Source organism: Citricoccus sp., from assembly GCF_035445025.1.
In the GTDB taxonomy this organism is placed as follows: Bacteria; Actinomycetota; Actinomycetes; order Actinomycetales; family Micrococcaceae; genus Citricoccus.
Window position 1 is genome coordinate 18,732 of record NZ_DAOMPX010000008.1, and the last position, 13,957, is coordinate 32,688.

Genomic DNA, 13,957 nt, shown 5'->3' on the forward strand with positions numbered 1-13,957 from the left:
GTGCCGGACGGCGCGGTGGCCGTGACGGGTGGCACGGCTGTCGTGACGGGCACGGGGGCCCCCTTGGGGGATTCCACGGGTGGGGTGCCGGGTGGCGCGGTGGTCGTGGCGGACGCGGCGGCCCGCGCCGACGACAGCCCGGCCCGCCGGCTCGTGGACGAGGTGGCCGAGGACCTCGACGACACCGAACTGGCCTGGCTGACCCGGGCGGTGGGCCTGGACGCGGTGGCATGGCAGGAACAATTCGGCGTGGCCCGGGACGTCTCCGGCCTGACGGCCGAGCGCAACGTGCTGCGGTACCTGCCGGTGCCCGTCCTGATCCGCTGGGAGTCCGGGCCGTTGGCGCACCTGCTGCGCGTGCTCGCCGCCGGACTGCGCGCGGGCGGGCCGCTGACCCTGAGCACCCCCGAGCCGCTGGCCGCCGAGGTGCTGGACTTCCTGGTCGAGTCCGGGGCGCCCGTGGACGTCCAGGTGGAGACGACCTCCGCCTTCCACGCCCGCGCCCGCCAGCTGGCCCAGCTGCCACCTTCGGCCGAGGGCAGCGGCGATCCCCGGGTGCGGATGGTCCTGGACTGGGGGGCGAGTCCCGCCGGCGGCGACGCGGATGCGGCCGGTACCGTCGAGATCGGCGGGGAGGTCGCTGCGGAACAGTCCCGGGCCGCCGTCCTCGCCCTGCACGAGGCGGTGGACGGCTCGCCGGACCTGGCCGTCTACGCCGGGCCGGTGGTGTCCGCGGGGGACGTGGAGCTGCTGCCCTTCCTGCACGAGCAGGCGATCTCCATCACCGCCCACCGCTTCGGCACCCCGGACCACCTCACCGACGACCTGCTCTGACCCCGCCGCGGGCTCGCCCGCCGATCCGTCCGCCGGTCCTGCCGCTGGATCCGGCAGGCTCCGGGCGGCTCCGGGCGTTCGTCATGCCCTGCTGGACATCTCCTCCCGGTTGCCAGGATGAGATGTCCAGCAGGGCATGATTCGACGTGGCAGGAACTGACCGGCATGACCCTACCGGTGGGTAACATCTCGTGCGAGCATGGTCCCATGCACCTGCTCTTGCGCACCCTGCTGCTGCTCATCACCTCCCGGCGCCGCTCCCGGTTGAGCATCTGGGACAGTTCCTCCCTGCCGCTGAGGGCCCTGCCCACGGACATCGACATCGCGATGCACGTCAACAACGGCATGTACCTCTCCCTCATGGACCTGGGCCGGTTCGACCTGATGGTCCGCTCGGGTGCGTGGGACCTGTTCCGCCGGAAGGGGTGGACCCCGGTGGTGCAGGCCGAGCAGATCGCGTTCCGCGCGTCGATCACCCTGTGGCAGGGATACTCGCTCGAGACCCGCATCATCGGGCTGGACGACAAGTGCATCTGGCTCGAGCAGCGCTTCGTCGTGGACGGTCAGGTCTGCGCCCGGGGTTACGTGGCCTCGCGCCTCGTCGGCCCCGACGGGCCCGTGTCCAACGAGGAGATCATCGCCGCGGTCCGCGACGGGCTCGGTGAGGACGTCCCGGCGGACCTGGTCCTGCCGGAGTGGCTGCACGAGTGGCGCGTCGACGTCGCCCTGCCCGGGTCCCGTCGTCCGGCCCCGCACCTCTGGTGAGCCTCCCGGCGGCGGGCGACACCCGGCCCCGTGTCACCGACGCCCACCCCATGTGACGCCGGCACGTGCCCCCCCTGTGGCGCCTGCGCCCCCTGTGATGTCGGGGCCTCCCGTGACGTTGGCACCCGCCCCATGTGACACAGCGCCCAGCGGTGGCACCATGGGGGGATGAACAACCGCCTGCTGATCATCGGTGGACTGGTGATCCTGCTCTTCGTCCTGGTGGTCGCCTACCTCGTCGGCCTCTGGGCCTGGATCGTCCTCGGCGTGATCGTGCTGCTGCTGCTCGTGCTGGCGGTGTGGGACATGACGCAGCGCCGGCACTCGATCCTGCGGAACTTCCCGGTGATCGGCCACGCCCGCTACCTGCTGGAGTCGATCCGCCCGGAGATCCAGCAGTACTTCATCGAGCGGAACGTGGACGGCAAGCCCTTCGACCGGGACGCGCGGTCCCTGGTCTACTCCCGGTCCAAGGGCCAGGACGACCACAAGGCCTTCGGCACCGAGCGTGACACCAACCGGATCGGCTACGAGTACCTGCTGCACTCCACGGCCCCCGTCCCGACCCCCCAGCCCCTGCCCACGGTCCGCATCGGCGGCCCGGACTGCCTCCAGCCCTACGACATCTCCCTGCTGAACATCTCCTCGATGTCCTTCGGCTCGCTGTCCAAGAACGCGGTCCTGGCCATGAACAAGGGCGCCGGCATGGGCGGGTTCATCCACGAGACCGGTGAGGGCGGGCTGACCAAGTTCCACCGCGGCAACGGGGCGGACCTGTTCTGGGAGATCGGCTCGGGCTACTTCGGCTGCCGGACCGACGACGGCCACTTCAACCCGGAGCGGTTCGCCGAGAAGGCACGGTTGCCCGAGGTCAAGGGCATCACCATCAAGCTCTCCCAGGGCGCCAAGCCCGGGCTGGGCGGTGTGCTGCCGGCGGCCAAGGTCACCGAGGAGATCGCCGAGGCCCGCGAGGTGCCGGTCGGCGTGGACTGCATCTCCCCGGCCTCGCACTCCGCCTTCCACACCCCGCGGGAGATGGTGCGGTTCATCGGGCGGCTCCGCGAGCTCTCCGGCGGCAAGCCGATCGGCATCAAGTTCTGCGTCGGCTCCCGCACGGACGTGCTGGCGATGTGCAAGGCGATGTGGGCCGAGCGGATAGCCCCGGACTACATCATCATCGACGGTTCGGAGGGCGGCACCGGCGCGGCCGCGCTCGAGTACCAGGACAACGTGGGCACCCCGCTGACCGAGGGGCTGATGCTGGTGCACAACGCCCTGGTGGGCACCGGCCTGCGGCACATGATCAAGATCGGGGCGGCCGGGAAGATCATCTCCGGCTCGGACATCGTCAAGCGGCTGATCCAGGGCGCGGACTTCACCATGAGCGCTAGGGCCATGATGATGGCCACCGGCTGCATCCAGGCCCAGAAGTGCCACACCAACCACTGCCCGGTGGGGGTGGCCACCCAGAACCCGCGGCTCGTGCGCGCCCTGGACGTGGAGGACAAGTCCCACCGCGTGCACAACTACCACAAGCTCACCGTGCGCGAGGCGGTGCAGATGATGGCCTCGATGGGGGTCTCGAACCCGTCCCAGCTCACCACGAGGATGCTGCGGCGGCGCGTGGACCACCTGACCACCCGGTCCTACGCCTCGATCTACCACTGGCTGCGCGAGGACGAACTGCTCACCGACCCGCCGCGCGGCTGGGCCGCCGACTGGGCCGAGGCGGACCCGGACCACTTCGGCGAGCACGCGCCCCTGCCCTCCGCGGCCGGACCGCAGTGGCGCGACGAGCTGACCGTGGAGACCTCCGCACTGCCCCTGCGGGACCTGCGGCTGGCGGCCCTCGCGCGCCAGGCCGAGGACACCGGTTGGCCGGGCGCGGGGGAGGGGCCCGACGGCGGCGCGGCACCCCGCGAGAAGGTCCCGGTGGGCGCCGGGACGGGGGCCGGCGGGACCGCCACGAAGGACCGCCCGGGTGCCGGCCGCAGTGCCGCCGAGGGCGGGGGCCGGGGCGCGGACGAGGGCGTGCCGCAACCGCGCACCGGCGGCCTCGCCCCGGTGCGCGATGCCAGCCCGGCCACCGAGGGCACGCAGCAGGACCGCGGTACCCGGCGCGCCCAGACGGGGTCCACGCCCGTGGTCAGCGACGCGCCCCGCCCGGAGGGGCTTCCCGGCGACTGACGGCCCGGGTCAGGTGAGCGGGGCCGGGGCGATCCGGTCCGCGAGCCCTAGGGTCACGGTGACGAAGGCCCGCCCCGGGGCCGGGAGCCGCCGGCGCTCGGACCAGCCGATGGCCGCGCGCTCCAGGTGGGGCACCGGGTCCAGCGGGACGCAGGCCACGGGCAGGCCCTCGTAGGACACGTCCTGCCGGGGGCGCTGGATGAAGACGGAGTATCCCAGTCCGCGGGCGACGAGGGACCGGATCAGCTCGAAGCCGGGCGTGGTCAGGCGGACCGTGGGCGTCACGCCGTGGTGGGCGAAGTAGGACAGGATGTCCTCGGTGCTGGGGGAGACGTCCATGAGCAGCAGGGGCTCGTCCGCCAGCTCGGTGATCGGTGCCCGGCCGGCGCGGGCCAGCCGGTGGTCCGCCGGGAGCAGGGCGTACATGGTGGTGTCGTACAGGGGCGCGGACTGCACCCCCGGCAGGGCATGGAGGTTGTAGGCGAGCACGACGTCCAGGACTCCGTGGCCCAACTGCTCCACGAGCTCACGGCGGCCGCCGGTGGTGACGGACACGGTGACGTCGGGGTGCCGGCGGGAGAACTCGGACCACAGCAGGGGCAGGGCGGTCGGGGCCAGCGAACCGAAGCACCCGACGGCGAGGGTGCCTCCCAGCGCGCGCTCGCCGTCGATCTCCTCCAGCTCGCGCGCCTGGTCGAGGACGGACTGGGCCCGGGCCAGGAAGTCCTGTCCCGAGAGGGTCAGGACGACGCCCTCGGCCTTGCTCCGCCGGCACAGCACCGTCCCCGTGATGCGGTCCAGGGCGTCCAGGGCCTCGGTCACGGAGGTCCTGGACACCCTCAGCCGGGCCGCCGCGGCGCTGATGCTGCCGGTCTGGGCCACCGCGCAGAAGTGCTCGAGCTGGCGCAGGGTCACTCGCAACGGTCCTCGGCTTCCCGCCGGGTCCGCCCGGCGTGGTCAGCGGAGCTCGCCGCGGGCGGTCTCCGGCATCCTGATGATGACCACCACGCTAATCAGGCACAGGGCGATCATGTAGCCCACGAACACCCCGTGCATCCCGATGCTGGACAGCCAGGTGTTCAGGTACGGGGCGGTGCCCCCGAAGATCGCCCCGGAGGTGGCGTAGCCGATCCCGATCAGGGTGGCACGCAGGCGGGTGGGCACCAGTTCGGCGAACACCGCACCCAGCGGCGCGCAGTTGGCGGCCAGCAGGACGGACCCCGCGGCCATCGCGAGGAACAGCAGGACCGGACTGGGGCCCAGCATCCACTCCAGCGGGAAGGCCAGCAGCGCGAACCCCGCGGCGAAGACCAGCAGCACCGGTCGACGGCCGAACCGGTCCGAGAGCCACCCCATGACGGGGATGGCCACCAGGAAGACCGCCTGTCCGCACAGTCCGGCCACCAGCGAGGCGTTCGGGTCCATGCCGAACTCCCGGGACGCGTAACCGGGCGCGAAGATGAACCAGGTGTAGAACGCCACCACCCCGGAGATGCTCAGCCCGATGATCTGCAGCAGCGGCCTCCACTCGCGGCAGAGCTCGCCGACGACCTCCCGCAGGGACCGGCGCCGCTCCCCGTGCTGTGCCGTGTCCTGGGCCTTGCGCTCGGTGTGCACCTCCGACTCGTTCATCGTCTTGCGGATGTAGAGGGCGTACAGGCCGAGCACGGCCGCCACGGCGAACGGGATGCGCCAGCCGAACCCCGCCATCTGCTCCTCGGTCAGCAGGGCGGTCAGCAGCACGCCGATGCTGGTGGCCAGCATGGTGCCCACGCCCACGCCCAGCCACGGGGTGGAGGCCCACACGCCCCGGCGGTCCCGCGGGGCGATCTCGGCCAGGTAGGTGAAGGCGCTGCCCGTCTCACCGCCGTGGGACAGGCCCTGGACGAGCCGCGCCACGAGCAGGACGACACCGGCGAACACGCCCACGGCGTCGAAGGTCGGGGCCACGGCGATCAGCAGCGAACCGGCCGAGGCCAGCAGGATGGCCAGCGTCAGGCTGAACTTGCGGCCCTTCTCATCGGCCAGCCGGCCGAAGAGCCACCCGCCGACCGGACGCATGAGGAAGCCCACCGCGAACACCGCCAGGGTGGACAGCAGGCTGGAGACCGGATTCTCGGCCCGGAAGAACTGGGCGGCGAAGAACGGGGCGAAGATCGCGTAGATGTTCCAGTCGAACCATTCCAGCGCGTTCCCGATGTTGACGGCGACGAGGTCCCGCCCCCGGCCGGACCGGCGGGGCGCCCGGTCCAGGGGCTGGTGAGAGGTGACGGTGCTGTGAGTCATGTCACCCAGTCTCTGCCCGAATCGTTGACATCTTCAATGGACATCTGCGTGCATCGCATGCACACCGGATGTGCATGGCCCCCCGGGCCGGCCCGCCCTACGCTGGCTTCCATGACCCAGACCCCCACCCTGCCCGAACCGGCCGCACCCTCCGGGGCGGTCACCCCCACGCCTCCGCACCTGGAGTTCCTGGCCAGCCTCGCCGTCGAGGTCTCAGCCCCCGTGGAGGTGGGCCGGACGCGCACCGGGTTGCGGCGCGTGATCCCGATCTCGGGCGGCACGGTGACGGGGCCGGAGCTGAACGGGCGGATCCTGCCGGCGGGGGCGGACTTCCAGCTCATCACCTCGGACACCAGCTCGGACCTGGACGCCCGTTACGTGATCGAGACCGACGACGGCGACCGCCTGTTCGTCATGAACGCCGCCTACCGCACGGGCTCGGCCGAGGACATCGCGGCCCTGGTCCGTGGTGAGGAGGTCCCGGCGGAGCGGATCTACTTCCGGTGCTGCCCGCGCTTCGAGGTGAGCGGTGATCGCTGGGCCTGGCTGGAGTCCACCGTCGTGATCGGCTCGGGCCGGCGCGAGCCGGACCGGGTGCTCATCGATTTGTGGCGGGTGCGCTGAGGCCTCAGTCCCAGGCGGAACCGGGCTGGATGAACTCCCCGGTGCGGGCGCCGTCCGGATCCAGGCGCCAGCCCACGCGCTTGGGGATGTTCGCGATGATCACGCTCTCGCGGATCTCCAGGCCCGGCAGCCGCCGCGAGGCGGCCTGCTCGACCGTCATGATGTCTGCCGCGGAGCGCAGCCACATCATGAAGGTGAAGTTCGTCCGCCCCGTGGTGGACGCGCACAGCCGCAGGGCCCCGAGGGAGGACAGGGCCGCCGCGGCGGCGTCGTGGTCCGCGGCCGGCAGCCGTGCGAACCACTGGCAGACCACGGGGTAGCCCGCAGCCCGGTGCGAGACCTCGCAGCGGAAGGACAGCGTGCGGCTGTCCAGGACCTTCTGCAGCCGACGCCGGGCGGTGGCCGGGTGCAGTCCGGTCTCCTCGGCGATCTGGGCCGCGGTCGTGCGGGCGTTGCGCCCCAGGGCACGCACGATCGGCCCGAAGGACGGCGGCGGGGTGACGTAGCGGGCGAAGGACTCCGGGCGCGGGCCGGCGGCGGCGCGCAGGGCGGCCCGCTGGTCGGGGGAGAGGGCGTCGAGCTGCCAGTTGCCGCCACTGCCGTGCAGCCGGGTGCAGAACGCGGTCTCGTACCGGGCCAGTCCGGGCACGCGGTCCAGTTGCGGGTAGACCGACTCGGTGAGGACCGCCTGGCTGGGCGTGATGACCGTCAGCATCAGGTCCCGGTCCCGGTGGCACTCCTCGATGGTGAACACGTCGGGCATGCCCGCGACCGCCTCGGCCACCTCCCGCCGCCGGCCGGGCGCGCACTGCACGTCGTGGAAGGACAGGGCCATCTGGTCGGGGTGTCCCACCGGGTGCGCCGTCATCCACGCCAGGCCGCTGCGCTCCAGGTGCCGCCACCGGGTGGCCAGCGAGGTGGGGTGCACGTCCAGGACCTCGCCGAGCACCCCCCAGGGCAACCGGGGGCCGAGCTGGAGGGCGTGGACGAGTTGGAGGTCCTCTTCCGTGAGCAGGGTCTCGATGTTCACTTTCTCCTCTATGGCCGGTTCGTGTGCAGATTCTCAGGGATTTCCCGCTGGGTGATGTACGCCACACCACAATGGTAGCCACACCCTGCACCGCATCCTGCCGACCCCAGACCTCGCGTCCCAGGGGTTGGTGGGCCCGACCGGGAGGTTCCCATGATCCCCACCACCGCGCTGGCCACGGCCTCGATGGCAGCGGCCGCCGAGCCGAGTCCCGTCCTGGCGCTGGCCAACACCCCGGTCCTGTGGATCTGCGCCCTGGGCGTGTTCCTGGTGGTCGCGGTCCAGTCCGTGATCTACATGAAGGCGGCCCGCAAGGCGGCCCCCTCCGTGGGGATGACGCCGCAGGAACTGCGGACCTCCTTCCGCACCGGGGCGATCGCCGCGGTCGGCCCCTCCCTGGCGGTCGTCCTGGTCGCCATCGCCCTGCTGGCCCTGTTCGGCACGCCGGCCACCCTGGTGCGGATCGGCTTGATCGGATCGGTGTCCTTCGAGACCGCGGCGGCGAGCATCGCGGCCGGCACCACCGGTGCGGAACTGGGCGGGCCCACCTACACCCCGCAGGTCTTCGCCATCGTGTTCTTCGCCATGAGCATGGGCGGGGCCATGTGGATGCTGGCCACCCTCATCCTCACGCCCCTGCTCCAGCGCGGCGGGCACAAGCTGGAGAAGGTCAACCCCGCCCTGATGACCGTGGTCCCGGCCGCGGCACTGCTCGGGGCGTTCATCTCCCTCGGCCTGGCGGAGGTCCCCAAGAGCCCCGTGCACGTGATCACGCTGCTCACCTCGGCGGCCGTGATGGGCCTCTGCCTGGTCCTGGCCCGGGTCCCCGGGCTGCGCTGGCTGCGCGAATGGGGCCTGGGCATCGCCATCCTCGTCGGGCTGACGGCGGCCTACCTGGCCCACTCGGCCGGGCTCGGCCCGGTCGGCTGAGCTACCCCTTCCCCTCCGGCTTCCTCCCGCTGACGCACATCCCAGGAGACTTCCATGACCGCCACCCTCACAGGCCCGCAGACCACCGCCGGCATGGGCGAGTTCGAGCGCACCACGTCCCGATGGGGCCGGCTGACCATGATCGCCGGGCTCGTGTTCTCCCTCGCCGGCCCGCTCTACCTCGTCTTCTTCGCCGACCTCGGCGTGACCGCCACCCAGCTGTTCACCGCCTTCGCCGCCGTGGCCGGCACCTTCTTCGTCATCTGGCTGGTCGAACCGCTGACCTACTTCCCGATCCTCGGCTCGGCGTCCATGTACCAGGCGTTCATGATCGGCAACATCTCCAACAAGCTGCTGCCCGCCGCCCTGATCGCCCAGTCCAGCATCGGCGCCAAGCCGGGAACCCCGCGCGGCAGCCTCGCGGCGGTGATGGCCATCTGCGGCGCCGCCGCCGTCCACCTGGTCTCCCTGTTCGTCTTCGTCGGGCTGCTGGGCACCTGGCTGATCAGCGTGATCCCGCCGGACGTCACCGAGGTGGTCCGCATCTACGTGCTGCCCTCGGTCATGGGTGCCGTGATCATCCAGGCGATCGTGAGCCTCAAGCAGGTCCGGGCCACCATCGTGGCCTTCGTGGTCGCCGTCCTGGTGCTGTTCGTGCTCGTGCCGCTCGTGCCGTCCCTGGCGATGGTGGCCACCGCGATCGTGGTGCTGACCACCCTGGTGATCGGGTGGTTCGTCCGCAAGCGCGAGGCGGGCGCGGGCCGGGACGCCACGCCCGAGGTGCCCTGACGGCGTGCGCGCCCCGTAGCATCCGAGGTGTCCGTGCAGGGCACCGGCCGAACATCCCACAGACCCCGCGAGAGGAACCGCGATGACCACCCCAGACCAGCAGCTCCAGACCCTCGGCTCGGACGTCGGGCCGGCCTCAACACCGGCCGCAGGACCGGGTCCGGCGCCGGCCGCCGGACTCGACGAGGGCCTGCGCGCCCGCATGCTGGAGTTCTACCGGCACCTGCACGCGAACCCCGAACTGTCCATGCAGGAGCACCGGACCGCGGAGTTCATCGAGGCCCATCTGGACACCCTCGGCATCGAGCACTTCCGCTGCGGAGGCACCGGGGTGGTGGGCGTGCTGCGCAACGGCGAGGGACCCGTGGTCGGCTTCCGCGCGGACACGGACGGCCTGCCGATCGAGGAGGACTCCGACGTCGACTACCGCTCCACCGCCCGCGGCACCCTGGAGGACGGCACCGAGGTGCCCGTGATGCACGGCTGCGGCCATGACACCCACGTCACCGCGCTGATCACCGCGGCCGAGGTGCTGGTCGCGGACCGGGACACCTGGTCCGGCACCGTGGTGCTGATCTTCCAGCCCGGCGAGGAGACGGCCGCCGGCGCGGCGGCCATGGTGAAGGACGGGATCTGGGACAGGGCGCCCCGCCCCGAGGTCGTCTACGGCCAGCACGTGATGCCCGGACTGGCCGGGACCGTGGCGATCGTCCCCGGCACCGCGATGGCCTACGCCGACTCGCTCAAGGTCACGCTCTACGGCGAGCAGTCGCACGGCTCCCAGCCGCAGGACTCCATCGACCCCATCGTGCAGGGGGCGCACATCGTCACCCGGCTGCAGGCCATCGTGGCCCGGGAACTCGACCCGCGCCGCGCCGCCGTCGTGACCGTGGGCACCTTCCACGCCGGACTGAAGGAGAACATCATCCCGGCGACCGCGGAGTTCACCCTGAACATCCGCACCATGGACGATGACGTCCGCGAGCACGTGCTGGCCGCCGTCCGGCGCATCATCACCGCCGAGGCGGCCGCCTCCGGGGCCCCCGAGCCGCGGATCGAGCAGCTCTACCGCTTCCCGCGGAACTTCAACGACCCGGCCGAGACCGCGGCCGTGACCGAGGTGCTGCGCGGGGCCCTCGGGGTGGACCGCGTGCGGGCCGCCGAGCCGATGATGGGCTCGGAGGACTTCGGGACCCTGCCGGGGGCACTCGGCGTGCCGAGCGTGTTCTGGTTCTACGGCGGCTTCGACCAGGAGACGGTGGACTCCGGCACCATGCCCGTCAACCACTCGCCGCGGTTCGTGCCCGTGCCCGAACCGACCCTGTGGACGGCGGCGACGGCGGCCCTCGCCGCGATCCGGAGCAGGCTCGGTTCGTAGTCCGCGGGGAGCCCGCTGACGAGGACTATCCTCATCGGGTGATGACCCGACCCGATCCCGCGCAGCCCGCCGACCCCGACCGCCGCACCCGGGCCTCGGGCGCGCTGCTGTTCGTGCTGCTGTGCGCGATGGGCGTCGGACCGCTGTTCAACTACGGCGTCTCCGTGTCCTCGGCCCTGATCATCGACCAGCTGGGCATCTCGGCCGGCCAGCTCGGCCTCGTGGTCTCGGTGGTGTTCGCCTCGGCAGCCATCTCCAGCATCTACCTGGGCCGGCTGGCCGACCGGATGAGCGCCCGGGCGCAGCTCGTGCTGATCTTCGCGGGCACCGCCGTGGCCCTGGTGGTCGGGGCGTTCGCCGCGCACTACTGGGTGCTGCTGTTCGCGGCCGTGCTCGCCGGACCGGCCCAGGCCATCTCCAACCCCACCACCAACCGCATCATCATCCGCGCCGTGCCCCCGGTGAGGCGGGCCGGCTGGATCGGCGTCAAGCAGTCCGGCGTGCAGGCCTCCCAGCTGTTCTCCGGCCTGTTCTTCCCGGCCGTGTCCCTGTGGCTCGGCTGGACCGGTGCCGCGCTCGGTGCCGCGCTGGTGGCCCTGGGGCTGCTGGCCTACGGGCTCGCGGTGGTGCCCACCCCGCGCGAGCTGGCGGCCCGGGCCGCGCGGGAGGCACGGTCCGGGCCCGGACCGGAGAGCACGACGCCGGCCGCCCCCGGCGATGCCCGGGCCGAGGACCCGGACGGGCCGTCGGCGGACCGGTTGCCGGCCACGGTGTGGATCTTCGCCTCGATCGCGCTGCTGTCCGGTTTCGGCATGCAGGCGACCAACGTCTACCTGCCGTTGTTCTCCATGGAGGCGGTGGGCTTCTCCCTCGTCCTGGGCGGCGTGGCCACGGCGGTGTCCGGCGTGATCGGCGTGGTCTCGCGCATCTGGTGGGGCCGGCGGATGTCGGCCGGCGTCAAGGCCTCGACGCTGCTGCTGATGATCTCGGCCGGCGCCCTGTCCGGGGTCGCCGCGTTCCTGGCCGCCGGGCTGTGGCACCTGCCGGCCCTGATCTGGGCGGGTGCGGCCCTGCACGGTGTCACGGTGCTCGGGGCGAACGTGGTCATCAACGCGGGCCTGATGCAGGTGGTGGCCCCGGAGCGGATCGGCGCCGCCTCCGGCATCAACTCGATGGGCATGTACTCCGGCTTCGCCCTGGGCCCGCTGGTGATGGGCGCCCTGCGGGACCTCACCGGGGACTTCTCGATCGGCTGGCTGGTCATCGCGGTGATGTACGTGGGCTGCTTCGGCATGGCCCTGTTCCTGCGCGCGCACGGCCGCCGTCCGCCGCGGCCACGGGTGACACCGGCCTAGACTCGGGGCCATGGACACCCCCGGCGCCAGCCCGCACCGTCCCCCTCGTCCCGCCGCGGCCGAGGCCCCTGCACCCGCCGGTGGCCCCCTCTGGGCGCGCACGGCGCTGCTGGTGGTGCCCTCGGTGTGGCTGGGGCTGATCGCCGGGATCTCCCTGATCGAGGCGCCGCTGAAGTTCACGGCCCCGGGGATCACGATCCCGCTGGGCCTGGGCATCGGACGCCGGGTCTTCCTGGCGATGAACATCGTCGAGATCGTGCTGGCCGTGCTGCTGCTCGTGGCGCTGTGGAGGTGCCTGGGCCGGCCCGGCCGGCAGCGGCTCTGGGCCCTGGGCTGGGCGGCCACCGCCGTGCTGGTGGTCAAGGTCGCCGTGATCCGCCCGTTCCTGAACGAGCGGACCGATGCCGTGCTGGCCGGGGAGTCCGAGGGCGGGTCCCTCACCCACTACCTCTACGTGGGGGCGGAGGTGGTGCTCATCCTCGTCCTGGGTGCTCTCGTGCTGGCCGCCGCGCGCGCCGTCGTCGGGCCGGGGACCCACCCGGGCGCCGCACCGCGATCATGACCCGCGGGTCCGCCGCCGGGCCGCGGGCCGGCGGCCGTGGACCAGCCAGTACACGCCGATGGTGAGGGCCATCAGGCAGGCCAGCGCGAGGTACATGCCGGAATAACCGGTGACAGGCAGCAGGGCCCCCAGGATCACCGGGCCGAGGCCGATGCCGAGGTCGAGCATGATGAAGTAGGTCGAGGTGGCCACCCCGATCTGCAGGGGCGGCACCACCGTGACGGCGATCGCCTGCAGGCTCGTGAGCAGGGCGCCGAAGCCGATGGCCGTCAGTGCCGCCGCCGCGAAGATCCCCGCGGGCACGGGCCAGGCGGCGAGCACCGCGAGGGCGATCATGAAGGACACCAGGAGCGGGACGACGGCGGCGTTGTCGCCGAAGCGGTCGTGGATCGGCCCGACCACGAAGCGGGTCGCCACCAGGACGGTGCCGTAGATCAGGAAGAAGGAGCTGGCCACGGTCGGGCTGATGCCCTCCTGCTGGGCGTAGCCGTTGAGGAAGGCCAGCACCCCCGAGAAGGCGGTCCCGGCCAGCAGGATGACGATCGAGACGGGCAGGGCCTGCGGGGAGAGCATCCCGCGGACGGAGAAGCGCAGTCGCGGTCCCGAGCTATCTGGCCGGGGCGGCGCGGGCAGCCGGACCAGCAGTCCGGCCGCGAGGCCGAAGAGCGAGAAGACGGTACAGGCCAGGAACAGGGAATCGAACCCGAAGGCGTCCGTGAGCTGGAAGGCCAGCAACGGCCCGAACGCGGAACCGGCCGTGGTGGACGTGCCGAACCAGCCGGTGCCCTCGCTGCGGCGGTGGCGCGGGATCAGGCCGATCACTGAGGCGGCCAGGACGGTGGCGGCCGCGCCGAAGGCGATCCCGTGGACGAAGCGCACGGTGATCAGCAGCGCGAGCGTATTCGCCAGCAGGTACAGCGTCGAGGCGAGCAGGAAGGCGATCAGGGCGCCGATGAGCACCCTGCGCCGGCCGAGGGAGTCCATGGCCTGGCCGGTGAGCAGCCGGGCGAACACCGCGCCCAGGACGTAGGCGCCGACCGCGAGCCCGGACATCGCGTCCGAGGCCTGGAACCGGTCCACGGCGTACAGGGCCATGGCCGTGACCAGGAGGTAGAACACCATGGCCAGGAACAGGTTGGTCAGTGAGGCGAGGATGAAGTCCCGGCTCCACAACCGGCTCGGTCCGGGGGGAACCGCACTGGCGGGGGGCATGGATC

At 72.2% G+C, this 13,957-nt stretch carries 12 protein-coding genes and 1 pseudogene; 9 read left to right on the forward strand and 4 right to left on the reverse strand.

Features of this window, described 5'->3' with window-relative positions; genetic code table 11:
- From PLJ28_RS04530 to PLJ28_RS04540, 3 genes and pseudogenes are all read left to right on the forward strand, one after another.
- Window positions 1-834, forward strand: a pseudogene (locus PLJ28_RS04530) (hypothetical protein); the annotation flags it as partial.
- Window positions 835-1,041: 207 nt separating this feature from the next.
- Window positions 1,042-1,599, forward strand: coding sequence for a thioesterase family protein (locus PLJ28_RS04535; RefSeq protein WP_298042267.1), 558 nt, complete (start codon window positions 1,042-1,044; stop codon window positions 1,597-1,599).
- A gap of 168 nt (window positions 1,600-1,767) precedes the next feature.
- Entirely contained in the window at window positions 1,768-3,786 is a 2,019-nt protein-coding gene (locus tag PLJ28_RS04540; protein WP_324589907.1) for an FMN-binding glutamate synthase family protein, read from the forward strand.
- A 9-nt stretch (window positions 3,787-3,795) separates the two neighbouring features.
- Here PLJ28_RS04540 and PLJ28_RS04545 read toward each other — a convergent pair whose 3' ends face one another.
- Window positions 3,796-4,701 carry a LysR substrate-binding domain-containing protein gene (locus tag PLJ28_RS04545; RefSeq protein WP_298042273.1) on the reverse strand — a complete coding sequence of 302 codons (906 nt, stop codon included), beginning with the start codon at window positions 4,699-4,701 and terminating at the stop codon, window positions 3,796-3,798.
- 42 nt (window positions 4,702-4,743) lie between these two features.
- Complete coding sequence (locus PLJ28_RS04550; RefSeq protein ID WP_324589908.1) at window positions 4,744-6,072, reverse strand: MFS transporter; 1,329 nt, start codon at window positions 6,070-6,072, stop codon at window positions 4,744-4,746.
- A gap of 111 nt (window positions 6,073-6,183) precedes the next feature.
- On the opposite strand from PLJ28_RS04550, the gene PLJ28_RS04555 reads away from it, so the two are divergent.
- Complete coding sequence (locus PLJ28_RS04555; protein WP_183528056.1) at window positions 6,184-6,696, forward strand: DUF3237 domain-containing protein; 513 nt, start codon at window positions 6,184-6,186, stop codon at window positions 6,694-6,696.
- A 4-nt stretch (window positions 6,697-6,700) separates the two neighbouring features.
- On the opposite strand, the gene PLJ28_RS04560 is transcribed toward PLJ28_RS04555, so the two are convergent.
- Window positions 6,701-7,726 (reverse strand): Lrp/AsnC family transcriptional regulator, encoded by a 1,026-nt coding sequence (locus PLJ28_RS04560; RefSeq protein ID WP_324589909.1) that lies wholly within the window; start codon window positions 7,724-7,726, stop codon window positions 6,701-6,703.
- A 153-nt stretch (window positions 7,727-7,879) separates the two neighbouring features.
- Here PLJ28_RS04560 and PLJ28_RS04565 point away from each other — a divergent pair, with 153 nt between their 5' ends.
- The 5 genes from PLJ28_RS04565 to PLJ28_RS04585 all read left to right on the forward strand — a co-directional run bounded on the left by PLJ28_RS04565 (window position 7,880) and on the right by PLJ28_RS04585 (window position 12,740).
- Window positions 7,880-8,656: a DUF5058 family protein gene (locus PLJ28_RS04565; RefSeq protein WP_298042283.1), complete on the forward strand. Its 777-nt coding sequence runs from the start codon at window positions 7,880-7,882 to the stop codon at window positions 8,654-8,656.
- A gap of 54 nt (window positions 8,657-8,710) precedes the next feature.
- Window positions 8,711-9,445 carry a hypothetical protein gene (locus PLJ28_RS04570; protein ID WP_298042285.1) on the forward strand — a complete coding sequence of 245 codons (735 nt, stop codon included), beginning with the start codon at window positions 8,711-8,713 and terminating at the stop codon, window positions 9,443-9,445.
- Between the two features lie 202 nt (window positions 9,446-9,647).
- The gene (locus tag PLJ28_RS04575) at window positions 9,648-10,823 is read left to right on the forward strand and encodes an amidohydrolase (protein WP_298042307.1); all 1,176 of its coding nucleotides are present in this window, start codon (window positions 9,648-9,650) and stop codon (window positions 10,821-10,823) included.
- Window positions 10,824-10,864: 41 nt separating this feature from the next.
- Window positions 10,865-12,178, forward strand: coding sequence for an MFS transporter (locus PLJ28_RS04580; protein WP_324589925.1), 1,314 nt, complete (start codon window positions 10,865-10,867; stop codon window positions 12,176-12,178).
- A 10-nt stretch (window positions 12,179-12,188) separates the two neighbouring features.
- On the forward strand, window positions 12,189-12,740 hold the full coding sequence (locus PLJ28_RS04585) for a hypothetical protein (RefSeq protein WP_183528049.1): 552 nt from the start codon (window positions 12,189-12,191) through the stop codon (window positions 12,738-12,740).
- On the opposite strand, the gene PLJ28_RS04590 is transcribed toward PLJ28_RS04585, so the two are convergent.
- Window positions 12,735-13,952, reverse strand: a complete 1,218-nt coding sequence (locus PLJ28_RS04590) for an MFS transporter (protein WP_324589910.1) — start codon at window positions 13,950-13,952, stop codon at window positions 12,735-12,737. The two genes, PLJ28_RS04585 and PLJ28_RS04590, sit on opposite strands and share 6 nt — an antisense overlap.
- Between the last annotated feature and the right edge of the window lie 5 nt (window positions 13,953-13,957).